Here is a 22,375-nt window from a genome sequence, read left to right as displayed (position 1 = left end):
ATTTACATTCCAGCCAGTCGGTATATAATTATCTGACGTCAGTCAAGGGAGCGGACCGCTGCAGGACGAGCTGAAAAAATTGCCGGTGGCCGAGATCGCGCCTGCCCAGCCACGAAGGCGCGGTCGCCCGCAGAAGGTCGTGTCGCCGTCCGCTCCGGGGTCCGCCGCGCGGCTCGGCCGCCCGCCGCTGATGGCCGACCCGCGCGCGGAAATCTTGCGCCAGGCGGCCCAGCTCTTCGCGCAGAAGGGCTATGTGGAGAGCTCACTCAACGAGCTGGCCGCCGCCATGAACTATTCCAAGGGCGCCATCTACAATTACTTCTCCTCCAAGCAGGAGATTTATGACGCCATCATCATCTTCACCCTGACCGGCCTCTATGAGACGGCAGCCAAGGCGGTGAACGAGGCCGATCCGCCGGTGGAGCGCCTGCGGCAGTTCATGATGGCCCACGCCCGCTTCCTCGCCGACAATTACGATTGCTTCGTCACCATGCTGGTGGGCTTCTCCGGCATGGCCAACAGCGGGCTGAAGGACGACGCGCTGGCCCTGCGTGACGCCCACGAGGGCCTGCTGCGCCGCATCCTCCAGGCCGGCGTCGCCGACGGCTCGTTCCGAGAGGTGAGCGCCGCCATGACCGGCCGCGCGGTGCTCTCGCTGCTGAGCTGGATGGTGCGCTGGTTCAAGCCCGACGGGGGCAAGTCGGGCGGACACAAGTCCGCCGAGGAGGTGGCGCAGGAGTATCACGACCTGCTGGTGCGCGGCCTGATGGCCTGAGGGGGCTGAAATGAAGAAGGCCCGCGGGGATGCCGCGAGCCTTGTTATGTTCGGGAACCGTGCGACCGATCACGCCGCGCAGGAGAGGAAGCCGTCCTCCAGCGCCTTGCGATCGAGCTTGCGGCCGATGAAGACGATGCGGCTCACGCGCTTCTCGTCGGCCTTCCACGGGCGCTGGTGATCGCCGTCGAGGATCATGTGCACGCCCTGGAAGACGAAGCGGTCCGGGTCGTTTGTGAACGACAGGATGCCCTTGGAGCGCAGGATGTTCGGCCCTTCGGTGGCCACCAGATTCTGCACCCAGGGGAAGAACTTGTCAGGGTTCAGCTCCTTCTCGGTGGAGAAGGCGACCGACTGAACCTCCTCGTCGTGCACCGCCTTCAGGCCGTGGTGATGGTGGTCGTGGTCGTGTCCATGGTCGTGGCCGCAGTCCGGGCCGTGCACGTGGTCATGATCGTGGTGATCGTCGTCCTCGAGGAAGGCGGGCTCCAGCTCCAGGATGCGGTCGAGGTCGAAGGCGCCCTGGTTCAGCACCTTGGCGATGTCGATCTCGGACTTCGTCGTGCGGTAGAGCTTGGCATAGGGATTGATGCCGCGGATGCGGGCTTCCACTTGGTCCAGCTCGGCGCCGGTTACGAGATCGGTCTTGTTGAGCAGGATCACGTCGGCGAAGGCCACCTGGTTCTTGGCCTCGGGCGCGTCCTTCAGCCGGTCGGAGAGCCACTTGGCGTCGGCCACGGTGACCACGGCGTCCAGGCGGGTCTTGGCCTGCACTTCCTCGTCCACGAAGAAGGTCTGGGCCACCGGGGCCGGGTCGGCAAGGCCGGTGGTCTCCACGATGATGCCGTCGAAGCCGCCCTTGCGGCGCAGCAGGCCGTCGATGACGCGGATGAGGTCGCCGCGCACGGTGCAGCAGATGCAGCCGTTGTTCATCTCGAACACTTCCTCGTCGGCGCCCACCACGAGGTCGTTGTCGATGCCGATCTCGCCGAACTCGTTGACGATGACCGCGAATTTCTTGCCGTGGGGCTGCGAGAGGATGCGGTTGAGCAGCGTCGTCTTGCCGGCGCCCAGATAGCCGGTGAGCACGGTGACGGGGATCTTCTCGGCCTGCGTTTCAGCCATGGCATTCACCTGATGTCGGGCGGCGGCCGGAGGGCTCTCCGGCCGCCGCGATTTGAAAACCGAAACTGTGGCGCTCAGCTCGCCAGGGCGGCGGAAAGCTCGCGCACGTTGGAGTGCATCATGTCGATGTAGGTGCTCGCCGGGCCTTTGTCATCGGAGAGGGCGTCGGAATAGAGCGTGCCGCCCACCTTGGCGCTGGTTTCCTTGGCGATGCGCTGCATCAGGCGCGGGTCGGTGATGTTCTCCACGAACACCGCCGGGATCTTCTGCGCCTTGATCTGGCGGATGATGCGGGCAACGTCCTTGGCCGAGGCCTCGCTCTCGGTGGAGACGCCTTCGGGCGCCACCAGCACCACGCCATAGGCCTCGCCGAAATAGCCGAAGGCGTCGTGGGAGGTGATGATGCGGCGCTGCTCGGCCGGGATGCGGGCCAGCGCCGCCTTCACCTCGGTTTCCAGGGCGTCGAGCCTGGCGGTATAGGCAGCCGCGTTGGCGGTGTAGGCGTCGCGGCCTTCAGGATCGGAGGCGATCAGGGCGTCGCGCACGTTGGCCACATAGACCTTGGCGTTGGCGATGGACTGCCAGGCGTGGGGATCGATGCCGCCATGGTCGTGGCCGTGCTCTTCCTTGGCGTGCTTGTCCTTGCCCTTCGGCTTCTCGTCCTCGTCATGGTCGACGAAGCCGGTGCGCGGCGTGATCCCGGTGGTGGCGACCACCACCGGCGCCTTGGTGCCGGAGGCCTTCACCAGCCGGTCGAGCCAGCCCTCGAAGCCGAGGCCGTTCACGAACACCACTTTGGCGGCGGCCACCGCCTTCGCGTCGGCGGGGGTGGGCTGGTAGACGTGGGCATCGCCATTGGGGCCGACGATGGTGGTGACGGCCACCCGGTCGCCACCCACCTGCTTCACGAAATCCCCGAGGATGGAGAAGGAGGCCACCACCGGCAGCTTCTGGGCGGGGGCGGCTGTGCCCTGCGCGAAGGCCGGGCCGGCGAGCGCGAGGCCGGCGAGTGCGCCGAGGACGAGACGTCTGTTAAGCATCAGGTTTTTCCTTCAGGCTTCGAGATGGCGGCCCGGAACGAGGCGGGTGACAAGCCCGCCGATGGGGCCGAAAACCACGGCACCGGCATAGGCGAGCCCGGCCACCAGGATGATGGAGGGGCCGGACGGCGTGCCGAGGTGGTAGGAGACGAGCAGACCGATGGCGCCGGCCACGAAGGCGATGATCGTGGAGAGGGTGACCAGCGCGGTGAGGTCGCGGACGAAGAAGCGCGCGGTGGCGGCAGGCAGCATCATCAGCCCCACCGACAGCAGGGTGCCCAGCGCGTGGAAGCCGCCCACCAGGTTCATCACCACCAGCGACAGGAAGGCGATGTGGCTCACCCCGCCGGCGCGGCTCACCGAGGCGAGGAAGGTGGGATCCACGCATTCCAGCACCAGCGGCCGCCAGATGAAGGCGAGCGTCACCAGCGTGAGGGTGGTGATGGAGGCGATGAGGATGAGCGTCGCGTCGTCGATGCCGAGCACGGTGCCGAACAGCACGTGCAGCAGGTCCACGTTGGAGCCCTTCAACGACACGATGAGCACGCCCAGTGCCAGCGAGATCAGGTAGAAGGCCGCCAGCGAGGCGTCCTCCTTCATGCCGGTGGCCCGCGCCACCACGCCGGCGCCGACCGCCACCAGAAGCCCGGCGGCGAGCCCGCCCGCCGTCATGGCATAGAGGTTCAGCCCGGCGAACAGGAAGCCGATGGCGGCGCCGGGCAGGATGGCGTGGGCCATGGCGTCCCCCGTCAGCGACATGCGGCGCAGCATGAGGAAGGCGCCGAGCGGCCCCGCCCCGAGCGCCAGCGCGAACACGCCGGCCAGCGCCCGCCGCATGAATTCGAACTCCGTGAACGGAGCGATGAGCACGTCGTAAGGGTTCATTCTCGTCTCTGTCGGGGCCACGGCCGAGGCGGTGGCGGGGCATCGCTCGCGCGTGCCGGAAGGGCAGAAGTGCCAGGCGCGCGGCGATGGCTCGCCGCGATCGAAGGGCATGGTCCCTTTGCTTGGCCGGGAGGCCGAGGGTCCGGTTGGGGGCTGTAACCGGACCGGGGTTGGACAGCCTTTTCCCGGCTCCCGACCAAGCAAAAGGACAGCGATAAACGTGCGGTTCGGGCGCGGTCAGGCCGCGTCGGAACAGTCCGGGGCGTCCTCCCGCCAGGCTTCGCCCATGCGGCGCGCCTTCAGGAGGTTGTCCGACCCCAGTGCTTCCGAGGTCGGCCCCCAGGCCACCGGGGTGCGGGCCAGAAGCAGCGTCTCGGGGAAAGTGGCGCGGACCAGATCGAAATCGTGCAGCACCGCGATCACCGTGCGCTTCTCGCCGTGCCAGCGCCGCACCAGGTCCACGAGGTCGGACACCGTCTTGGCGTCGAGGGCGGTGAAGGGCTCGTCCAGCAGGATCACGCGGGCATCCTGCAGCAGCAGGCGGGCGAACAGGGTGCGCTGCATCTGCCCGCCGGACAGCGTGCCGATGGGCCGCGCCTCGAAGCCTTCCAGGCCCACCGCCGCGATGGCATCGGCGATGTGCTGGCGATCAGCGCGGCCGATGCCGCCGAACAGGCCGGCGCGCCGCCACAGGCCCATGGAGACCATGTCGTAGACATTGATGGGGAAGCTGCGGTCGATCTCGGCGCCCTGCGGCAGATAGGCGATGTCGCGCGGAGAGATGCCGTGGAGGTCGATGGCGCCCCCGAGCGGCTTCAGCGCGCCGCAGATGCCCTTCAGCAGGGTGGATTTGCCGGCGCCGTTGGAGCCGCACACGGCGAGCAGCGCACCTTCCCGCACATCGCCCGACAGGTGATGGACAGCGGGGTGGCGCTCATAGCCGAGGGTCAGGTTGCGGAAGGAGATCTGCGCGCTCATGGCTCGCTCCCCACCACGAGGGCGACGACAGTCCACAGCACCGCCAGCAGCGTGCCGGCGATGGCGAGGCGGGCGAGAAGGGAGAGCCGCAGCACCGAGGCGCCGATGCGCACCTCCGGCCGGCGGGAAGTCGGCCGGGCCGGGGCCGCAGGGGAGTGGCCCGAGTGGGAATGGCCCGCGCGGACATGATCCGCATGGGCGTGGCCGGACTGCTCGTCATGCCCATGCACCGGGTTCGGCGCGGGGGGCGCGACAGCGGCATCGACGGCGGAGGAAAGGGCCATGGAACCTGCCGGAAAAGTGGTTCAACGGCGTTCTTGATATAGTGTATCAGTCACCCTGTCCAGCAGGTCTCACGCGTTCGTGCCTTGGCCTTGGGGCAGTTCCTCAGGCGGTCTCCGCCGCCGCCATGAAGGCCCGGAACCCCCCGTGCGCGGTGATGTCCTCCGCGCCATCGAGTGCGGCCGCTTCGGCGAGGAAACCGGTCACCCGCGTGCCGTCGGCCAGTTCCACCTGCCCAAGCCCGAGGGGGGCGGGAATGGTGGCGAGCAGTTTCCCCACGCCCTCGAAGGGCAGCGACCAGATCTCGCCTTCCAGAACCGCGCCGTTCACGCTCACCCGCACCACGCCGGGGCGCGCGATGGCGCCGGGCAAGCGCTTCATGTGATAGGCCGGAGCAGTGGTCGCAGTGCGCACGAAGCGCCCGCCCATGGCTTTCAGATCGCCATTCAGCGCCATGCCCGAGAGGTGGGCGCCGAACACCAGGATGTCGAGCCGGCCCGGCTCCGGCGCCGCAGGGAGCGGCGCGAGGGGTGGGGCGGGGGCGTGGCTTGCACCCAGCGGCAAATCGCCGGCCGCCACGAAGGCGCGGCCCAGCGCCGCCATCTGCGCGTCCTTGCCCGCCGGTGCCAGCAGGGTGACGCCATAAGGCACGCCGGTGGGCGCGATGGCGGCCGGCACGGCGATGCCGCACAAATCCATGAGGTTCACGAAATTGGTGTAGGTGCCATTGCGCGAATTGAGGCGCACCGGATCGGCCAGCACCTCCTCCACCGTGTAGGCCGAGGGCGCGGTGGGCAAAAGCAGGCCGTCGATGGCGGCGAGCACCGGAGCCACCTTGGCCCGCAATTCCTTCAGCCGGTAGGTGGCGCGGAAGGCGTCGGCCGCGCTCGCCTTGCCGCCGGGCTCGGTGATGGCGCGGGTGACGGGATGCAGCGCCTCGGGCGTGGTGGTGAGCAGCTTCTCCGCCACGATCCAGCGCTCCGCCACCCACGGGCCTTCATAGAGCAGGCGGGCGGTCTCGGCGAAGGGGGAAAAATCGATCTCCTTCAGCGTCGCGCCGATGGCCTTGAAGCGGGCGAGGGCCGCCTCATAGGTGGCGGCGGCGTGGGCATCGCCGAAGAATTCGCGCTGTGCTTCCGGCAACACGCCCAGCACGAAGGACGGCGGCGCCGCTGCGAGCGGGCCGAGGGGCAGGTCGCGGGACCAGGCATCCTGCGGGTCGAAGCCGGAGATGACATCCAGCACCGCCATGGCGTCGTCCACCGTGAGGGCGAAGATGGAGATGCAGTCCAGCGTCTTGCAGGCGGGCACGAGGCCCGTATTGGGCACGAGCCCCAGGGAGGGCTTAAGCCCGACGATGTTCTGCAGCATGGCCGGCACCCGGCCGGAGCCGGCAGTGTCGGTGCCAAGCGCGACCGGCACGATGCCCGCCGAAACCGCCGACGCCGAGCCGGAGGATGAGCCGCCCGGCACCAGCGTGGGATTGAAGGCGTTGCGCGGAATGCCATAGGGCGAGCGCACGCCGACAAGGCCGGTGGCGAACTGGTCCAGATTGGTCTTGCCAATGATGAGCGCGCCCGCCGCCTTCAGCCGTGCCACGGCGGTGGCGTCGTGTTCCGGCGTGTAGGCGAAGGCGGGGCAGGCGCAGGTGGTGGGCAGGCCGGCCACGTCGATATTGTCCTTCACCGCCACCGGGATGCCGTAGAGCGGCAAGGCGGTGTCGCCCTTCGCCTCCAGCGCGGCGGCCTCCGCCAGCACGTCGGCTTCCACGCGCAGGGTGATGAACAGGGCTGGATCATCCTGCATCGCGATGCGGGCATAGACGGCGCGCACTGTTTCGGCGAGCGAGCGGGCGCCCGACCTGTGGGCGGAAAGGAGGCTGGCGACGGTCTGCATGCTCTAACCCGTGTTCGACCGCACCGCGCGGCAGGCGAGGCCTAGCAGGAAACGCGCCATATGTATGCAATTTTCAATTTATGATTATAAATCATTTATTTAATAGGAATTACAAGGCCCGAAACCTCTCCTTTCAGAGGGATTTCGGGCCGCTATCAAAGCATCATTTGCCAATAAAACAGGCATATTCAGCGCGGCGGGTCACCCCCCCGAGCGCTCGCTGTCGGCCGGGGACAGGGTCCGCCCGGGCGCGGCATCCGGGGAGGTGGTCAAGGGCGGCGGGTTGCCGGTGGGGGCGGTGATGTTCGCCGGCGCGGTTTCGCTGGGCTCGGGCGTGCCGCGATTGGAGAAGACGTTCGCCGCGAAAAGGGCGAGGACGAGAACGAATGCTGCGGTGACAAGCACGCCATTGCGGGGCATGGGGATCTCCCTGGTGATGGATCTCCCCTGCCCAACGCCTCCGGGCGGCCGGCGGTTTCCCCACCGGCCGCGTGCGACCGCCTCAGTCGCGGAACACCACGGTGCGAGAACCGTTCAGCAGCACCCGGTCCTGCAGGTGCCAGGAGATGGCGCGGGCGAGCACGCGGCGCTCGATGTCGCGGCCCTTGCGCACCAGGTCGTCGGGGGAATCCTGATGGGAGATGCGCTCCACGTCCTGCTCGATGATCGGCCCCTCGTCGAGGTCCGAGGTCACATAGTGCGAGGTGGCGCCCATCAGCTTCACGCCGCGCGCGTGGGCCTGGTGGTAGGGCTTGGCGCCCTTGAAGCCGGGCAGGAACGAGTGGTGGATGTTGATGCACTTGCCCGAGAGCTTGGCGGTGAGCCCGTCGGACAGCACCTGCATGTAGCGCGCGAGCACGGCCAGCTCCGAGCCGGAGGACTGGAAGATCTCCCAGATCCTGGTCTCCTGCTCCAGCTTGGTGGCCTTGGTCACCGGCAGGTGATGGAAGGGGATGCCGTCGAAATCGAGATGGGCATAGGTCTCGATGGGGTGGTTGGAGATGATGCCGGTGATGTCCATGGCGATCTCGCCGATGCGCCAGCGATAGAGCAGGTCGGCGAGGCAATGGTCGAACTTGGAGACCAGCAGCAGCACGCGGCGCTTCTCCGCCACCGCCCGCATGGTCCAGGTGAGGTCGAAGCCCGCGGCCACGGCGGCGAAACCCTCGCGGATCTCGGGCAGGCTGGCCTCACTCGCCACCACGTTGAACACAACGCGCATGAAGAAGCGGTTGGTTTCCGTGTCGTCGTACTGCTGGGCCTCGAGGATGTTGCAGCCCTTCTCGAACAGGAAGGTGGACACCCCCGCCACGATGCCCGGCCGGTTGGGGCAGGAGAGGGTGAGGGTGAAATGATCGCTCGGCGTGGTCATTGTGGTGCGTCTTTATCTGGCGCGCCTCGCGCCGTGGCGTGGGCGGTCGCATGAGGAAAGGTGAGGGGCGAAGGCTTGTCGCGCGCGCCGCGCTGCGGTCAACCTCGTCCGGTGCCGGAAAGGGTGAAGCCGTATTCGGCTGAGCTCACGGTCAGCCAGCGCAGGAACGCCGGCGCGAACGAGCGCCCCACGGCGAAGCGGAACGTGGCCCCATCACGCTGCCAGAAGGTGACGCCCACATGGGAGACCGCGGTGGTCATGGCATGCCCCTCGGCGAAGGCCGTGGGGTCCAGATCCACCGTGACGCCCTTCGCCAGCGCTGCGCGGCCCTTCTCGCCGGAAATGTCGAGGATGAGGTTGGCATCGCTCTGGTCGGTGATGGCGGCAAGGCCAGGCACCATGGCGGCAAGCCGCGCCACGAGGTCCGCCCCGCTCATACCCTCGGCGAGGACGAGCCAGCGGCCGGGGCCGGTTCCCACCGCTTCCAGCCCAGCCCCGGTGCTTGCGCGCGGTGCATCGGCCAGCGGCAGGCCCGCCGCCGCGCAGGCGACGATGAGGCGGGCGGTTGCGCCCTTGCGGGCCACCAGGGTGGCGGCGGCAAGGGTCTCAACCGCGCGCGCGGTGACGCCCGCGGATCCCTCCGGGCCATAGTGCCCCTCCGGCACCAGGCGGGTGGGGGCGATGTGTTCCAGCAGGTCAGACACGCTGCTTCTCCCCTTGCGGGTCAATGAATGCGGGAGAGCACACCTCGACCTCGATGTCACCGCCCCGCAGCGGGTCATAGGCGCGCACCTTCTCGCCGATGCGCTCCGGCCCGCGCTTCAAAAGGCCGAGGCCGATGAAGTGGCCGAGGGTGGGCGAGAAGGCGGTCGAGGTCATGTAGCCCTCGTCGTTTTGCGTGGTTGCTGCGGCGCCGGGCGTCAGGAAATGGGCGCCGGCGCGCAGTCGCGCCGTGCGGTCCACCGGCTTGAAGCCGACGAAGCTGGGCCGGTCCGGGTCCGTGAACGCGGGCCGCCCCGCCATCACCCGGCCGATATAGTCCTTCTTGGTGGAGGCCATCTTGCCGAGGCCAAGATCGCGCGCCGAGGTCTGACCGGTCAGCTCGCTGCCGGAGACATGGCCCTTCTCGATGCGCAGCACGCCCAGCGCCTCCACCCCATAGGGCGTGATGCCGAAGGGCGCGCCCGCATCCATCAGCGCCTGCATCAATGCCGCGCCGTGGCGGGCGGGCACCGCGATCTCGTAGCCCAGCTCGCCGGAGAAGGAGAGGCGGAAGATGCGCGCCTGAACGCCGCCCATCACACTGCCCTGCGCCACCCCCATGAAGGGCAGGCCGGCGTTGGACACGTCGATCCCGTCCACGATCTTCGCCAGCACCTCGCGCGAGCGGGGGCCGGAGACCGCGATCTGCGCCCACTGCTCGGACACCGAGGCGAGGCACACATCCAGCTCCGGCCACAGCACCTGAAGGCAGAATTCCAGGTGCTGGTAGACCTTGGCGGCGTTGGCCGTGGTGGTGGTCATCACGTAATGGTCGTCGGCGAGGCGCGCGGTGGTGCCGTCGTCCATGACCAGGCCGTCCTCGCGCAGCATCACGCCGTAGCGCGCCTTGCCCACGGCCAGCGTCGAGAACATGTTGATGTAGACGCGATCGAGCAGCACGCCCACGTCCGGGCCCTGAAGGTCGATCTTGCCGAAGGTGGACACGTCGATGACGCCCACGCTTTCCCGCGTGGCCTTCACCTCGCGGTTCACGCTTTCCAGCCAGTCTTTTTCACCCGCCTTGGGGAAATAGGCGGCGCGCATCCACAGGCCCGTCTCCACGAAGACGGCGCCCTGCGCCTGCGCCCACGCATGGGTCGGGGTGGGACGGGCCGGCTTGAAATCGACGCCGCGATGGTGGCCGGCCAGCACGCCCAGCGCCACTGGCGTATAGGGCGGGCGGAACACGGTGGTGCCGGTGGCGGGAATGCCCTTTCCGGTCAGCTCCGCCATCACCGCGAGACCGGCCATGTTGGAGGTCTTGCCCTGGTCGGTGGCCATGCCCAGCGTGGTGTAGCGCTTCAGCAATTCCACCGCGCGGAAGCCTTCGCGATGGGCGAGGGCCACGTCCTTGGCGGTCACGTCGTTCTGCTGGTCCACGAAGGCCGGGCCCTTGCCCTTCACATGGAAGAACGCCTTGAAGCCTGTGGGCGCGCCCTCCGCCTGGGGGGCCGACGCCGCGGGTGCGGCGAAGCCCGCCTCCGAGGCCGCCGATGCGCCGAGGCGCGTGCCTTCCGCGAGGCAATCGGCGAGGCCGAAGGTGCCCGCCGCCGCGCCCGCGACCGCCATGCCGGGGGGCACCGCGGCGGGGACGAAGGCGGCGATGTCTTCCCGCCATTGGGGCTTGCCGCCCAGATGGCAGGTCAGGTTGAGATTGGGCGTCGCGCCGCCGGACACGCCGAGGGCTTCCACCGCCAGCGTCTCGCTGCCGCGCGGGGTGCGCACGGTGACGGATTTCAGGCACTTGCCGGAGGTCGCCACCACCTCGCCCTCGGTGATGACGCGCACGCCCAGCGCCTTCGCCCGCGCCGCCAGCGTGTCCGGCAAGGCCGGGCGCACGTCGATGACGGCGTCGAGCTTCAGGCCCGCTTCCGCCGCATCGAGGGCGGCGGCCACCGCATGGTCGTTGGTGGAGAAGACCGCGGCGTTGGCCCCCGCGCCCGCACCGTAGCGAGTGGCGTAGGTGGCCAGCGCCAGCGTCGACATGACGCCCGGCCGGTCGTTGCCGGGGAAGACGATGGGCCGGTCGAAGGCGCCCGCCGCCAGCACGCAGCGCTTCGCCACGATGCGCCACAGGCGCTGGCGCGGCTGGAAGGGCAGGGGGGCGGGCAGGTGATCGCTCACCCGCTCCACGGCACCATATTCGCTGCCGTCATACGCGCCGAACACGGTGGTGCGCGGCATCAGGCGCACATTCGGCAGGCTTGCCAGCTCGGCTTGCGCGCTCGCCACGAAGTCGAGGGCCGGGCCGCCATCGATCACCGCGCGCTCGGAGAGCAGCCGGCCGCCGAGGCGGAAATCCTCCTCCGCGAGGATCACCCGCGCCCCGGAGCGCGCTGCCGCCAGCGCCGCCGCAAGTCCGGCCGCGCCGGAGCCGATGACAAGCACATCGCAGAAGGCGGTGGCCTTCTCATAATGGTCCGGGTCCGGCGCATCGGCGGCGCGGCCGAGGCCTGCAGCGCGGCGGATCACCGGCTCGTAGACCTTCTCCCAGAACGCGGCGGGCCACATGAAGGTCTTGTAGTAGAACCCTGCGCCGAGGAAGGGCGAGACCAGCCGGTTGACGCTCAGCGCGTCGAAGTCCAGCGAAGGCCAGCGGTTCTGGCTCGCGGCTTCGAGGCCGTCGTAAAGCTCCACGGTGGTGGCGCGGGTGTTGGGCTCGCGGCGGGCGCCGGAGCGCAGCTCCACCAGGGCGTTGGGCTCTTCGGAACCCGCCGTCACCACCCCGCGGGGGCGGTGATACTTGAACGAGCGGGCCACGAGCCGCACGCCGTTGGCGAGCAGCGCCGAGGCCAGCGTATCGCCAGGATGGCCTTTGAAGGTCTTGCCATCGAAGGCGAAGGACAGGGTGCGGCTGCGGTCGATGAGGCCGCCATGGGCGAGGCGGGTCATTGCGCGGCCTCTCCGGCTTCGGCGAAGGCCACGGCGGTGATGGCGTGGGTGCGGGTGTCCCGCGTCACCTTCAGCCAGCGCCGGCAGCCGGCGGAATGGTACCAGAGCTCGTCCATGGGGCCGGCCGGATTGTCCCGCTCATAGACGTAGGCGTGGAACGCCTCGGCCGCGTCGGGGGCAGAGGGATCAGGACGGGTCGGCGCGGCATCGCCCAGATAGGCGAATTCGTGGGAGGAGCGCGCGCCGCAATAGGGACAGGTGATGCGCATGGGTCAGTGCAGGTTCGGCTGGGCGCCGACCCCCTTCTCATCGATGATGTGGCCGGAGCGGAAGCGGTCGAGGCGGAAGGCGGTGTTGAAGGCGTGGGCCGCATCCTTCGCGATGGTATGGGCGAAGCACCAGCCGGAGGCCGGCGTCGCCTTGAAGCCCCCGTAGTTCCACCCCGTGTTGAGGTAGAGGCCGGGCAGCGGCCCCACGTCGATGATGGGCGAGCCGTCCATGGACATGTCCACGAGCCCGCCCCAGGCGCGCAGCATGCGCAGCCGGCCGATGAGCGGCATCACCGCCATGCCGCCCTCGGCCACGTCCTCCACCACCGGCAGATTGCCGCGCTGGGCATAGGAATTGTAGCCGTCGATATCGCCGCCGAAGACAAGGCCGCCCTTGTCGGACTGGCTCACGTAGAAATGCCCCATGCCGAAGGTGATCACCCCCGGCACCAGCGGCTTCAGCCCTTCCGAGACGAAGGCCTGCAGCACATGGCTCTCGATGGGCAGCTTCAGGTCCAGCAGGCGGGTGAGGCGGGAGGTGGAGCCGGCCACCGCCAGGCCCACCTTGCCGGCGCGGATGGCACCGCGCGTGGTCTCCACGCCCACCACCGCATCACCCTCGCGGATGAAGCCGGTGACCTCGCAATTCTGCACGATGTCCACGCCGAGCCGGTCGGCGGCGCGGGCATAGCCCCACACCACCGCATCGTGCCGCGCGGTGCCGGCGCGGGCCTGCATCAGCCCGCCCTTGATGGGGAAGCGCGAATTGTCGAAATCGAGGAAGGGTGCGAGCGCGCGCACCTGCTCGCGGTCGAGGAGTTCCGAGTCGGCGCCGGCAAGGCGCATGGCGTTGCCGCGCCGGGCATAGGCGTCGCGCTGGCCGTCCGAGTGGAACAGATTGATGATACCGCGCTGGGACACCATGGCGTTGTAGTTGAGGTCCTGCTCCAGGCCCTCCCACAGCTTCATGGACCATTCGTAGAACGGCTCGTTGCCCGGCAGCAGGTAGTTGGAGCGGATGATGGTGGTGTTGCGCCCGGCATTGCCGGAGCCGATGTGCGCCTTCTCCAGCACCGCGATATTGCGGATGCCGTGTTCCTTGGCGAGATAATAGGCGGTGGCGAGGCCATGGCCGCCGCCGCCCACGATGATCACGTCATAGGCGGGCTTGGGGGCGGCATCGCGCCAGGCGGGCTTCCACCCGGTCTGGCCGGTGAGCGCATTGGCGATGAGGCTCAGGACGGAATAGCGGGACATGGTTCACTCGCTGGGGGCACGCTCTTCGGGCACGCGCTTGGAGACCCCTCGTAAGCCTCTATACCGCGCCGCCTAACGAGGGTTAATATAAATCCTGCTTATAGTGTGACCCCGAGCCCCGGATCGGCATCGTGCGCGAGCTTTTTCCCTTCGACCTGAAGACGCTGGAGATCTTCCTCGCGGTCTGCGAGGCCGGCGCCATGGCCGGCGCGGCGCGACGGCTCGGGCTCACCCAGCCGGCGGTGTCGCAGGCGGTGGCGGAGCTGGAAGGGCGCATGGGCGTCGCCCTGTTCGATCGCAGCGTGCGGCCGCTGGGGCTCACCGCCGCCGGCGGCGTGCTGCGGCAGAAGGCGAGCGCGCTGCTCTCCGAGGCGCGGCAGATCGTGCCGGCCTTGAAGGAGACCGAGCACGGCCGCCTGCCGCTGATCCGCGCCGGGCTGGTGGATTCGCTCTCCCGCGCCTTGTCGGCGCCGCTGGCCGGGCGGCTCTCCGGGGTGGCGGAGGAGGTGTCGCTGCTGGCGGGGCTCACCGCCTCCCACGCCAGCGCGCTGCTGTCGCGCCAGCTCGACCTCTTGGTGGGCGTGGACGAACTCGCCGACATCGAAGGGCTGGAGCGCTTCCCCCTCTTCACCGAGCCCTATGTGCTGCTGCTCCCGGCCGGAGAGCTGGCCCCGGCGCGGGTGGAGGACCTGGCGCGGCTCGCCCGCCGGCTGCCGCTGGTGCGCTTCTCGGCGCGCTCCAAGACCGGCATCGAGGTGGAGCGTCACCTGCGGCGCCTGAAGCTCGACCTGCCGCGCCGGCTGGAATTCGACACGCCCTATGGCGTCACCGCCACGGTTGCGGCGGGGGAGGGCGTGGCGGTGACGACCCCGCTCTGCCTCTTTGAGGCGGGGGTGGATTTTGCCCGCTTCTCCTGCGCGCCTCTGCCGGGGCCGGCCTTCTCCCGCAATCTCACCCTGATCGCGCGGCGGCAGGAGCTGGGGCGGGTGCCACGGGAGGTGGCCGCCTTCTGCCGGGAGGCGCTGGAAGAAGAGGTGCTCCCACGCCTTCGGGCCGCCTTGCCCTGGCTGGAAGCGCTGTCGACGGCGCACGAGCCGGACGGCGGCATGCATCCGCGTTGACACTGCGTTTCAAAGGGCGGTTGATGCCTTCCAGATAAGGCTGGAGGCGTTCTGCGTCCTGTACCCGTCAAGGGTGGGCATGGCGCGCCTTACACCACGCCCATGGCGTGCCGCGGCGCGACCGTGTGGCTCTTGAACGGGGAGATCCATGCTCAACAGACGGCGCTTCATCTCGTCCTGTGTCATCTGCGCGACGGCCGGCTTCGCGGCCACCGATGCCGACGCCCAGGCTCCGGCCCAGACCCCCGCTGCCGCCGCCACCGGCATCACCCGCACCGTGCTGGGGAAGACCGACCTGCCCGGCGACAAATACGTCACCATCCTGATGACGGCCGACCTTGAGCCGGGCTTCCTGGTGCCCCGCCACACCCATCCCGGCATCGAGAGTTCCTATGTGGCCTCGGGCGGCGGCATCCTGCTGGTGAAGGGTCAGGCGGATCGCACGCTGCAGGCTGCGGACGGGTTCCAGATCGCGCCAGAGGTGCCGCACGCCTTCAAGACCGGCGCCGAAAAGACCCGCCTCGCCATCACCTATGTGGTGGAGAAGGACAAGTCGCTGGCCACGCCCGCCCCGGAATGAGGGCAGGCGCGCGGATCTCCAGATGCAATAAACCCGGCGCGGGGGAGCGCGCCGGGTTTGTGTCTGCTGTTCAGCCGGACTGGATCAGATGTCCAGCGTGTTGTCCCGCTCCCACTGGGTGAGATGGCGGGAATAGGCGTTCCATTCCTCATTCTTCAGCTTGAGATAGCCGGAGACGAAGGGCTGGCCCAGCCGCTCTCCCAGCACGCGGGACTTCTCCAGCGCGCGCAGGGCGTCGAGCATGTTCAGGGGCAGGCGCTTGGCGCCCTTCACCTTGTGCCCGTCGATGTACATGTTGATGTCGAGGCGCTTGCCCGGATCGCGCTGGTTCTCGATGCCGTCGAGGCCCGCCGCCGTGAGGCCCGCCTGCAGCAGGTAGGGGTTGGCCGCGCCGTCGGCGAGGCGGAACTCGAAGCGGCCGGCGTCCGGAATGCGGATCATGTGGGTGCGGTTGTTGCCGGTGTAGGTCACCGTGTTCGGCGCCCAGGTGGCCCCCGAGATGGTGCGCGGGGCGTTGATGCGCTTGTAGGAATTCACCGTGGGATTGGTGATGGCACACAGCGCGTCCGCATTGTGGATCAGCCCGCCGATGAAATTGTAGCCGAGCTGCGAGACGCCCAGCTCCCCCTTGGGATCGGAGAAGGCGTTCTTGCCCTTCGACCACAGCGATACGTGCGCATGGCAGCCCGAGCCGGTGAGGTTGATGAAGGGCTTGGGCATGAAGGTGGCGCGCAGGCCGTGCTGTTCCGCGATCGACTTCACCATGTATTTGAAGAAGACGTGGCGGTCGGCGGTGAGCAACGCGTTGTCATAGTTCCAGTTCATCTCGAACTGGCCGTTGGCGTCTTCATGGTCGTTCTGGTAGGCGCCCCAGCCCAGCTTGATCATGGCATCACAGATGTCCTTGATGACATCGTAGCGGCGCATGAGGGCGGACTGGTCGTAGCAGGGCTTTTCCGCAGTATCCGACGTATCGGAGATGCCCTTGCCGTCCGGGGTGATGAGGAAATACTCGCACTCCACGCCGGTCTTCACCTCGTAGCCCAGCGCTGCGGCGGCGGCGAGCTGGCGCTTCAGAACGGTGCGGGGCGCCTGCTCCACTTCCTTGCCACCCATGTAGAGGTCGGCGGCGAGCCAGCCGATTTCCTCTTTCCACGGCAGCTGGATGAGGCTGGTGGGGTCGGGCACGGCGAACAGGTCCGGGTCGGCCGGCGACATGTCGAGCCAGGTGGCGAAGCCCGCGAAGCCGGCTCCTTCCTTCTGCATGGGGCCGATGGCGGAGGCGGGCACGAGCTTGGCCCGCAGGCCGCCGAACAGGTCCACGTAGGAGATGAGGAAATACGTGATGCCCCGCTCTTTGGCGATCTTCGCGAGGTCGAGGCTCGCCTTGGCGGAGACGGAGGCGCGCCCTTCCGCCTCCCGTGCGATTTCGGTTCTGCTGGTCATGGGTTCGATCCCTGGCAGGAAGGTCTTGGATGTTCTGGATTTTTATGAAGGCCGCGCCGGTCGAGCGGCACGGCCGAAGTCAGGAAAAGCCCGGCTCAGTAGCCGCCGGTGCGTCCCGGGATCCATGAGGTGCCGGCCAGCGGCACGCCGGCCATGGCGGCGGCTTCCACCGTAAGGGCGACGAGGTCCTCGGGCTCCAGATTGTGCACGTGGCTCTTGCCGCAGGCGCGGGCGATGGTCTGTGCCTCCAGCGTCATCACCGAGAGATAATTGGCGAGGCGCCGGCCGGCCTTCACCGGATCAAGCCGGGCGGAAAGCGCCGGGTCCTGGGTGGTGATGCCGGCGGGGTCGAGGCCCTCGTGCCAGTCGTCATAGGCCCCGGCGGTGGTGCCGAGCGCCTGGTATTCGTCCTCGTACTGGGGATCGTTGTCGCCGAGCGCCACCAGCGCCGCCGTACCGATGGCCACCGCGTCGGCGCCCAGCGCCAGCGCCTTGGCCACGTCCGCGCCGGAGCGGATGCCGCCGGAGACGATGAGCTGCACCTTGCGATGCATGCCGAGGTCCTGCAGCGCCTGCACCGCCGGGCGGATGGCGCCGAGGATGGGAAGGCCGACGTTCTCGATGAACACGTCCTGGGTGGCCGCGGTGCCGCCCTGCATGCCATCGAGCACCACCACGTCCGCGCCCGCCTTCACCGCCAGCGCGATGTCGTAATAGGGGCGGGAGGCGCCGACCTTCACATAGATGGGCTTTTCCCAGTCGGTGAGCTCGCGCAGCGCCTCGATCTTGATCTCGAGATCGTCCGGGCCGGTCCAGTCGGGATGGCGGCAGGCCGAGCGCTGGTCGATGCCCTTGGGCAGGTTGCGCATGGCGGCGACGCGATCGGAGATCTTCTGGCCCAGCAGCATGCCGCCGCCGCCGGGCTTGGCGCCCTGGCCGATGACGATCTCGATGGCGTCCGCCTTGCGCAGGTCCACCGGGTTCATGCCATAGCGCGAGGGCAGATACTGGTAGACCAGGGTCTGCGATTGCCCGCGCTCTTCCGGCGTCATGCCGCCGTCGCCGGTGGTGGTGCTCGTGCCCACCGTGGTGGCGCCGCGGCCCAGCGCTTCCTTGGCCTGGGCCGAGAGCGCGCCGAAGCTCATGCCGGCGATGGTCACCGGGGTCTTCAGGGTGATGGGCTTCTTGGCGAAGCGGGTGCCGAGCACCACCTCGGTGCCGCACTTCTCGCGATAGCCCTCCAGCGGATAGCGCGACATGGAGGCGCCGAGGAAGAGCAGGTCGTCGAAGTGGGGCACCTTGCGCTTGGTGCCGCCGCCGCGGATGTCATAGATGCCGGTGGCCGCCGCGCGGCGGATCTCGGCCAGCGTCGCCGGATCGAAGGTGGCCGAGAAGCGGGGCGGGGTGCGGGGCACGTTGGAATGAGCGGTCATCGTCTCGGCCCTCAGTACGCGGACGCGTTGTCGACGTGGAAATTGTAGAGCTGCCGGGCCGAGCCGTAGCGCTTGAACTCGGCGACATCGACGCTGCCCTCAAGGCCGGCGGCCTTCAGCTTCTCCGCCAGGAGCGCCTTGTGCTCGTCGCGCAGCTCCTTCTCGATGCAGTCGGCGCCCAGCGACTTGACGGAGCCGCGCACGAACAGCTTGGCCTCATAGAGGCTGTCACCCAGCGCCTCGCCGGCATCGCCCAGCACGATGAGGCTGCCGGACTGGCCCATGAAGGCGCTCATGTGGCCCACGGAGCCCTTCACCACGATGTCGATGCCCTTCATGGAGATGCCGCAGCGGGCCGAGGCATTGCCATCAATCACCAGCAGGCCGCCATGGCCAGTGGCGCCGGCCGCCTGGCTGGCATCGCCGCGCACATGGACGAAGCCGCTCATCATGTTCTCGGCGAGGCCCACGCCGGCATTGCCGTGGATGATCACGGAGGCCTCGGCATTCATGCCGGCACAGTAATAGCCCACATGACCCTCGATCTCGACGGTGAGGGGGGCATTGATGCCCACCGCCACCGCGTGGCGGCCATTGGGGTTCAGCACCCGCCAGCGGCGGGCGTTGCTCTCGCCGGTGGCGGCGTGGAGCGCCGCGTTCAGCTCGCGCAGGGAGGTGGCGGCGAGGTCGAACGTGAGGTCGGGGGAGATGGCGTTCACTGGGCGCGCTCCCAGAAATAGACGGTGGCGGGTTCAGGTTCGAACACACGGGCCTTGGCGATGCCCGGCAGGTCCACGAGGGCACGATATTCCGAGCCGAAGGCCACATACTGGTCGGTCTCGGCCATCACGGCGGGCTTGCAGGCGATGGGATCGCGCAGCACGCCGAAGCCGTTCTCGGTGCCCACCACGAAGGTGAAGAAGCCGTCGAGGTCGTTCAGGCCCGCTTCCAGCGCCTGGCCCAGGGACGCGCCCTGCTGCATCCGCCAGGTGAGATAGCCGGCGGCCACCTCGCTGTCGTTGTCGGTCTCGATGGCGATGCCCTCGCGCTTCAGCGCGCGGCGCAGCGCATTGTGGTTGGAGAGCGAACCATTGTGCACCAGGCACTGGTCGGCGCCGGTGGAGAAGGGGTGCGCGCCGGCGGTGGTCACCGCGCTTTCGGTGGCCATGCGGGTGTGGCCGATGCCGTGGGTGCCGCGCATGCCGGACAGGCCGAAGGTCTGCGCCACGGACGCGGGCAGGCCCACCTCCTTGAAGATTTCCATACGCTCGCCGGTGCCGACGATGGCCACCTCCGGATGGCGCTCCTTGAGGAAGGCGCGCACCGCCGCTTCCCGCGTCGCGGGGATCTCGACGATGGCATGGGTGCCGCGCACGGCGAGGCCAGGCAGGCCGGCGGCCGGGAGCGACAGGCCGGCCGCGAGCGCCTCGAAGTCGTAGGACGCCGTGGCGCGCAGCGAGAGCTTCACCTTGTCCTTCGTCCCGCTGCCATAGACGGCGAAGCCCGCGCTGTCGGGGCCGCGATCCGTCATGACGCAGAGCATGGAGGCGAGCATGGCCCCGAGCTCACCTTCGAGCTTGGGGTCCTTCAAGAAAAGTCCGACGATGCCGCACATGGCGCTGTCACTGTCTCCATTCCGGGCCGCGCGAGCGACCTTGAGATGAAGAAGTACGCCGAACGATCTAGGGCGTCAACGACAACGAATAAAATTTTCGCTTCAGGAAACTTTTGCGCACATTGGGCGGGACCGCAGGGCCGCTCCCTGCCGCGCGCCTCAGTGCCGGTCGCGGCCGTAGACGATGATGGACAGGTAGGTCATGGGCCGCTGGATCAGGTCTTCCGGCCCGTGGGCGGCGCCGGAATCGAACATCAGCGAGTCGCCGGCCCGCAGGTGATAGGTGCGGTCCGCGTGGCGGTAGAGCACCTCGCCCGAGAGCATGTAGATGAACTCCACCCCGGCGTGGCGGAAGCCGGTGTGCGGCGCCGCCTCTTCCGACAGGGTGATGAGATAGGGCTCCACCACGATGTCGCCGCCGAGCCCGTGGCCCAGCAACTCATACTGGTGGCCCACCTTGGTGCCGCGCCGCTCGATGATGACGCCCTGGTGGGCACGCACGAACGAGCAGTCGCGCCGCTCCTCGAACGCCGAGAACAGGGTGGTGATGGGCACGTTGAGCGCCTTGGAGATGGCCTGCAGCGTCGCCAGTGACGGCGAAATCTGGCCGTTCTCGATCTTGGAGAGCATGCCCACGGAAATGCTCGCCGCACCGGCAAGGTCGGACACTGTGAGATCGAGTTCGCGCCGGATGGAGCGCACCTGGACGCCCAACGCCTGTTCCAAGGTGACCGCCTCTGCGGCGGGTGCACCGGACCCGGTGACATAATCGTCGGGCTCTTGAACGCGCGGTAGCTGGACCTCCACGGACCCCTTCAGCTTCCTCTCGGCCACGCTCTCCCCCGTACGCTCGTCCGCCCAACACCCGGGCAGAGACCCGAGGCGACATCACCCGTAGAAATTCCCATTGTGCCAGCTTCCTGAAGAGAAGGCACTGCGAATCCGTTTGCGCGCGCGACGCTCGCGCGGCCTCTGCCGGACCCTCGCCGGCCACCCGCCTGCCCTCGCCCGACGGCGGGCCGGGTTCGACGGTGCGATGCGGAAAGCGAGGCTGGAGAGGGGCTGGACGGCCGCTTTGCGGAACTTTGCCGGCAGGTTTTCCACAGTCGGCCGCGCCATGCGCACGCCGTGAGCTGAGGCTCTGGACAGGCCCCGACTTCCTGACTATACACTCGCGGCTCCAAACGGCGCTGCCGCCGATTGGACGCCCAGGTAGCTCAGTTGGTAGAGCATGCGACTGAAAATCGCAGTGTCGGCGGTTCGACTCCGTCCCTGGGCACCATTTTATGGTCCAGCTGCGTCCGGCTTGGTCCTGATTTCTATAAAAATCAATGATTTATAACCGCATGCCCGTCCGGCAAGGTGCGGGATAGTGCGGTTGCATCCGGCGAATCCGGGGGTAGCTTTGGGGGTATCGGCTCCATACCCCCAGCGGCGATACCCCCACCGATGGCACTTACCGACCTTGCCATTCGCAATTTCAAGCCCGCCGAGAAGCCGTTCAAGGCGTCCGACAGCGGTGGCCTGCACCTCCTCGTCAATCCGAACGGCTCGCGTCTCTGGCGGCTGAAGTACCGTTTCGAAGGTAAGGAGAAGCTCCTCGCCCTTGGGGCCTATCCAATCGTCACGCTCGCCAAGGCGCGCGAGAAGCGGGACGAGGCCAAGGGGCTATTGGCGGACGGCATCGATCCCGCCAAATCCCGGCGCGAATCGCGCATTGCGGCGGTGGCGACCTCCGGCAACACGTTCCGCCTTGTCGCAGGGGAGTACCTCGACAAGCTGCGGCGCGAGGAGCGCGCGCCCGCCACTCTGGCCAAGGTCGAGTGGCTTTTATCCTTCGCCTATGGCGATCTCGGCGAACGCCCTATTTCGGAGATTGCTGCTGCCGAGGTGCTCGCCGTGCTGCGCAAGGTGGAGCAGCGGGGCCGACGGGAAAGTGCCCGCCGGCTGCGATCGACAGTGGGCTCGGTCTTCCGCTACGCCATCGCCACCGCACGCGCCGAGAATGACCCGACCTTCGCCCTTCGCGGCGCCCTTGTAGCACCCAAGGTGAAGCATCGCGCCGCGTTGATCGGCACTGTGCAACTCGGCGCCTTCCTGCGCGCCATCGATTCCTTTGATGGGCAGGTGACGACGCGCACGGCTCTTGCGCTGCTCCCGCTCCTCTTCCCCCGTCCCGGCGAACTGCGCGCGGCCGAGTGGGTGGAATTCGATCTGGACAGGGCCCTTTGGACCCTTCCCGCTGCGCGGATGAAGATGCGCCGTCCCCACCGCATCCCCCTGCCGACGCAAGCGGTGGCGCTCCTGCGCGAGCTACACCTCCACACCGGCGCCGGGCGGCTCGTGTTCCCCTCTGTCCGGTCCACCGTGCGCTCGATCTCGGAAAACACGCTGAATGCCGCCCTGCGTCGCATGGGGTACACCACCGACGAAGTTACAGCCCATGGCTTCCGTGCCACCGCCTCGACGCTTCTGAACGAGAGCAGCCTGTGGAACGCCGACGCCATAGAGCGCCAGCTCGCCCACGAGGATGCCGACGCCATCCGCCGCGCCTATGCCCGCGGCGAGCATTGGGAGGAGCGGGTGCGGATGATGCAGTGGTGGGCGGACAAGTTGGAGGAGTGGAAGGGGGAGGGGTGAGCGCGCG

The 22,375-nt window shown here is 68.3% G+C and carries 21 protein-coding genes and 1 tRNA gene; 5 read left to right on the top strand and 17 right to left on the bottom strand.

Features of this window, described 5'->3' with window-relative positions; all coding sequences use genetic code 11:
* Positions 1-139 precede the first annotated feature (139 nt).
* The gene (locus FZ033_RS02405; RefSeq protein ID WP_188079257.1) at positions 140-775 is read left to right on the top strand and encodes a TetR/AcrR family transcriptional regulator; all 636 of its coding nucleotides are present in this window, start codon (positions 140-142) and stop codon (positions 773-775) included.
* 69 nt (positions 776-844) lie between these two features.
* Here the strand turns inward: FZ033_RS02405 and FZ033_RS02400 are convergent, their stop codons facing one another.
* The 12 genes from FZ033_RS02400 to FZ033_RS02345 all read right to left on the bottom strand — a co-directional run bounded on the left by FZ033_RS02400 (position 845) and on the right by FZ033_RS02345 (position 13,533).
* Positions 845-1,900: a CobW family GTP-binding protein gene (locus tag FZ033_RS02400; RefSeq protein ID WP_149574557.1), complete on the bottom strand. Its 1,056-nt coding sequence runs from the start codon at positions 1,898-1,900 to the stop codon at positions 845-847.
* Positions 1,901-1,974: 74 nt separating this feature from the next.
* The gene (locus FZ033_RS02395; RefSeq protein WP_149574556.1) at positions 1,975-2,940 is read right to left on the bottom strand and encodes a metal ABC transporter solute-binding protein, Zn/Mn family; all 966 of its coding nucleotides are present in this window, start codon (positions 2,938-2,940) and stop codon (positions 1,975-1,977) included.
* 12 nt (positions 2,941-2,952) lie between these two features.
* Entirely contained in the window at positions 2,953-3,825 is an 873-nt protein-coding gene (locus tag FZ033_RS02390; RefSeq protein WP_149574555.1) for a metal ABC transporter permease, read from the bottom strand.
* 237 nt (positions 3,826-4,062) lie between these two features.
* Positions 4,063-4,803, bottom strand: coding sequence for a metal ABC transporter ATP-binding protein (locus tag FZ033_RS02385; RefSeq protein ID WP_149574554.1), 741 nt, complete (start codon positions 4,801-4,803; stop codon positions 4,063-4,065).
* A complete protein-coding gene (locus FZ033_RS02380; protein ID WP_149574553.1) occupies positions 4,800-5,087 on the bottom strand; it encodes a hypothetical protein in 288 nt (95 codons plus the stop codon). Before FZ033_RS02380 ends, FZ033_RS02385 begins: the two co-directional genes overlap by 4 nt.
* A gap of 103 nt (positions 5,088-5,190) precedes the next feature.
* Positions 5,191-6,981, bottom strand: a complete 1,791-nt coding sequence (gene atzF, locus FZ033_RS02375; protein ID WP_149574552.1) for an allophanate hydrolase — start codon at positions 6,979-6,981, stop codon at positions 5,191-5,193.
* Positions 6,982-7,182: 201 nt separating this feature from the next.
* Positions 7,183-7,401 carry a hypothetical protein gene (locus tag FZ033_RS02370; RefSeq protein ID WP_149574551.1) on the bottom strand — a complete coding sequence of 73 codons (219 nt, stop codon included), beginning with the start codon at positions 7,399-7,401 and terminating at the stop codon, positions 7,183-7,185.
* Between the two features lie 82 nt (positions 7,402-7,483).
* Positions 7,484-8,353: a formyltetrahydrofolate deformylase gene (purU, locus tag FZ033_RS02365; RefSeq protein WP_149574550.1), complete on the bottom strand. Its 870-nt coding sequence runs from the start codon at positions 8,351-8,353 to the stop codon at positions 7,484-7,486.
* 98 nt (positions 8,354-8,451) lie between these two features.
* The gene (locus FZ033_RS02360) at positions 8,452-9,057 is read right to left on the bottom strand and encodes a sarcosine oxidase subunit gamma (RefSeq protein ID WP_188079256.1); all 606 of its coding nucleotides are present in this window, start codon (positions 9,055-9,057) and stop codon (positions 8,452-8,454) included.
* Positions 9,050-12,007: a sarcosine oxidase subunit alpha family protein gene (locus tag FZ033_RS02355; RefSeq protein ID WP_149574548.1), complete on the bottom strand. Its 2,958-nt coding sequence runs from the start codon at positions 12,005-12,007 to the stop codon at positions 9,050-9,052. Before FZ033_RS02355 ends, FZ033_RS02360 begins: the two co-directional genes overlap by 8 nt.
* On the bottom strand, positions 12,004-12,276 hold the full coding sequence (locus tag FZ033_RS02350) for a sarcosine oxidase subunit delta (RefSeq protein WP_149574547.1): 273 nt from the start codon (positions 12,274-12,276) through the stop codon (positions 12,004-12,006). The genes FZ033_RS02355 and FZ033_RS02350 overlap by 4 nt, the downstream gene beginning before the upstream one ends.
* A gap of 3 nt (positions 12,277-12,279) precedes the next feature.
* Positions 12,280-13,533, bottom strand: a complete 1,254-nt coding sequence (locus FZ033_RS02345) for a sarcosine oxidase subunit beta family protein (protein ID WP_149574546.1) — start codon at positions 13,531-13,533, stop codon at positions 12,280-12,282.
* Between the two features lie 131 nt (positions 13,534-13,664).
* Between FZ033_RS02345 and FZ033_RS02340 the strand changes: the two genes are divergently transcribed.
* Both FZ033_RS02340 and FZ033_RS02335 read left to right on the top strand, forming a co-directional pair.
* Positions 13,665-14,654, top strand: a complete 990-nt coding sequence (locus FZ033_RS02340; RefSeq protein WP_149574545.1) for a LysR family transcriptional regulator — start codon at positions 13,665-13,667, stop codon at positions 14,652-14,654.
* A gap of 148 nt (positions 14,655-14,802) precedes the next feature.
* Positions 14,803-15,234 carry a cupin domain-containing protein gene (locus FZ033_RS02335; protein ID WP_149574544.1) on the top strand — a complete coding sequence of 144 codons (432 nt, stop codon included), beginning with the start codon at positions 14,803-14,805 and terminating at the stop codon, positions 15,232-15,234.
* Between the two features lie 84 nt (positions 15,235-15,318).
* Here FZ033_RS02335 and glnT read toward each other — a convergent pair whose 3' ends face one another.
* From glnT to FZ033_RS02310, 5 genes are all read right to left on the bottom strand, one after another.
* On the bottom strand, positions 15,319-16,680 hold the full coding sequence (gene glnT / locus FZ033_RS02330) for a type III glutamate--ammonia ligase (RefSeq protein ID WP_232847293.1): 1,362 nt from the start codon (positions 16,678-16,680) through the stop codon (positions 15,319-15,321).
* Between the two features lie 95 nt (positions 16,681-16,775).
* Positions 16,776-18,113, bottom strand: a complete 1,338-nt coding sequence (locus tag FZ033_RS02325) for an FMN-binding glutamate synthase family protein (RefSeq protein WP_149574543.1) — start codon at positions 18,111-18,113, stop codon at positions 16,776-16,778.
* A gap of 11 nt (positions 18,114-18,124) precedes the next feature.
* Positions 18,125-18,832 (bottom strand): protein glxC, encoded by a 708-nt coding sequence (locus tag FZ033_RS02320; RefSeq protein WP_149574542.1) that lies wholly within the window; start codon positions 18,830-18,832, stop codon positions 18,125-18,127.
* On the bottom strand, positions 18,829-19,728 hold the full coding sequence (locus tag FZ033_RS02315) for a class II glutamine amidotransferase (RefSeq protein ID WP_149574541.1): 900 nt from the start codon (positions 19,726-19,728) through the stop codon (positions 18,829-18,831). The genes FZ033_RS02320 and FZ033_RS02315 overlap by 4 nt, the downstream gene beginning before the upstream one ends.
* 159 nt (positions 19,729-19,887) lie before the next feature.
* The gene (locus tag FZ033_RS02310) at positions 19,888-20,562 is read right to left on the bottom strand and encodes a helix-turn-helix domain-containing protein (RefSeq protein WP_188079255.1); all 675 of its coding nucleotides are present in this window, start codon (positions 20,560-20,562) and stop codon (positions 19,888-19,890) included.
* A gap of 372 nt (positions 20,563-20,934) precedes the next feature.
* Here FZ033_RS02310 and FZ033_RS02305 point away from each other — a divergent pair.
* Both FZ033_RS02305 and FZ033_RS02300 read left to right on the top strand, forming a co-directional pair.
* A tRNA-Phe gene (locus FZ033_RS02305) sits at positions 20,935-21,010 on the top strand.
* A gap of 167 nt (positions 21,011-21,177) precedes the next feature.
* The gene (locus FZ033_RS02300) at positions 21,178-22,368 is read left to right on the top strand and encodes a tyrosine-type recombinase/integrase (RefSeq protein ID WP_149574540.1); all 1,191 of its coding nucleotides are present in this window, start codon (positions 21,178-21,180) and stop codon (positions 22,366-22,368) included.
* The last annotated feature ends 7 nt before the right edge of the window (positions 22,369-22,375 follow it).

The sequence above is a fragment of the Xanthobacter oligotrophicus genome (assembly GCF_008364685.1).
Classification (GTDB): Bacteria; Pseudomonadota; Alphaproteobacteria; order Rhizobiales; family Xanthobacteraceae; genus Xanthobacter; species Xanthobacter oligotrophicus.
The sequence above is the reverse complement of the archived record's forward strand: the minus strand, read 5'-3'. Positions and strand labels throughout refer to the sequence as shown.

Bases quoted from the DNA above. Each gene is read 5' to 3' on its own strand.
- glnT (WP_232847293.1), bottom strand. From the start codon at position 16,680: ATGACCAGCAGAACCGAAATCGCACGGGAGGCGGAAGGGCGCGCCTCC.
- FZ033_RS02395 (WP_149574556.1), bottom strand. From the start codon at position 2,940: ATGCTTAACAGACGTCTCGTCCTCGGCGCACTCGCCGGCCTCGCGCTC.
- FZ033_RS02315 (WP_149574541.1), bottom strand. From the start codon at position 19,728: ATGTGCGGCATCGTCGGACTTTTCTTGAAGGACCCCAAGCTCGAAGGT.
- atzF (WP_149574552.1), bottom strand. From the start codon at position 6,981: ATGCAGACCGTCGCCAGCCTCCTTTCCGCCCACAGGTCGGGCGCCCGC.
- FZ033_RS02355 (WP_149574548.1), bottom strand. From the start codon at position 12,007: ATGACCCGCCTCGCCCATGGCGGCCTCATCGACCGCAGCCGCACCCTG.
- FZ033_RS02300 (WP_149574540.1), top strand. From the start codon at position 21,178: ATGGCACTTACCGACCTTGCCATTCGCAATTTCAAGCCCGCCGAGAAG.
- FZ033_RS02370 (WP_149574551.1), bottom strand. From the start codon at position 7,401: ATGCCCCGCAATGGCGTGCTTGTCACCGCAGCATTCGTTCTCGTCCTC.
- FZ033_RS02390 (WP_149574555.1), bottom strand. From the start codon at position 3,825: ATGAACCCTTACGACGTGCTCATCGCTCCGTTCACGGAGTTCGAATTC.
- FZ033_RS02325 (WP_149574543.1), bottom strand. From the start codon at position 18,113: ATGACCGCTCATTCCAACGTGCCCCGCACCCCGCCCCGCTTCTCGGCC.
- FZ033_RS02350 (WP_149574547.1), bottom strand. From the start codon at position 12,276: ATGCGCATCACCTGTCCCTATTGCGGCGCGCGCTCCTCCCACGAATTC.
- FZ033_RS02385 (WP_149574554.1), bottom strand. From the start codon at position 4,803: ATGAGCGCGCAGATCTCCTTCCGCAACCTGACCCTCGGCTATGAGCGC.
- FZ033_RS02345 (WP_149574546.1), bottom strand. From the start codon at position 13,533: ATGTCCCGCTATTCCGTCCTGAGCCTCATCGCCAATGCGCTCACCGGC.
- FZ033_RS02380 (WP_149574553.1), bottom strand. From the start codon at position 5,087: ATGGCCCTTTCCTCCGCCGTCGATGCCGCTGTCGCGCCCCCCGCGCCG.
- FZ033_RS02335 (WP_149574544.1), top strand. From the start codon at position 14,803: ATGCTCAACAGACGGCGCTTCATCTCGTCCTGTGTCATCTGCGCGACG.
- purU (WP_149574550.1), bottom strand. From the start codon at position 8,353: ATGACCACGCCGAGCGATCATTTCACCCTCACCCTCTCCTGCCCCAAC.
- FZ033_RS02400 (WP_149574557.1), bottom strand. From the start codon at position 1,900: ATGGCTGAAACGCAGGCCGAGAAGATCCCCGTCACCGTGCTCACCGGC.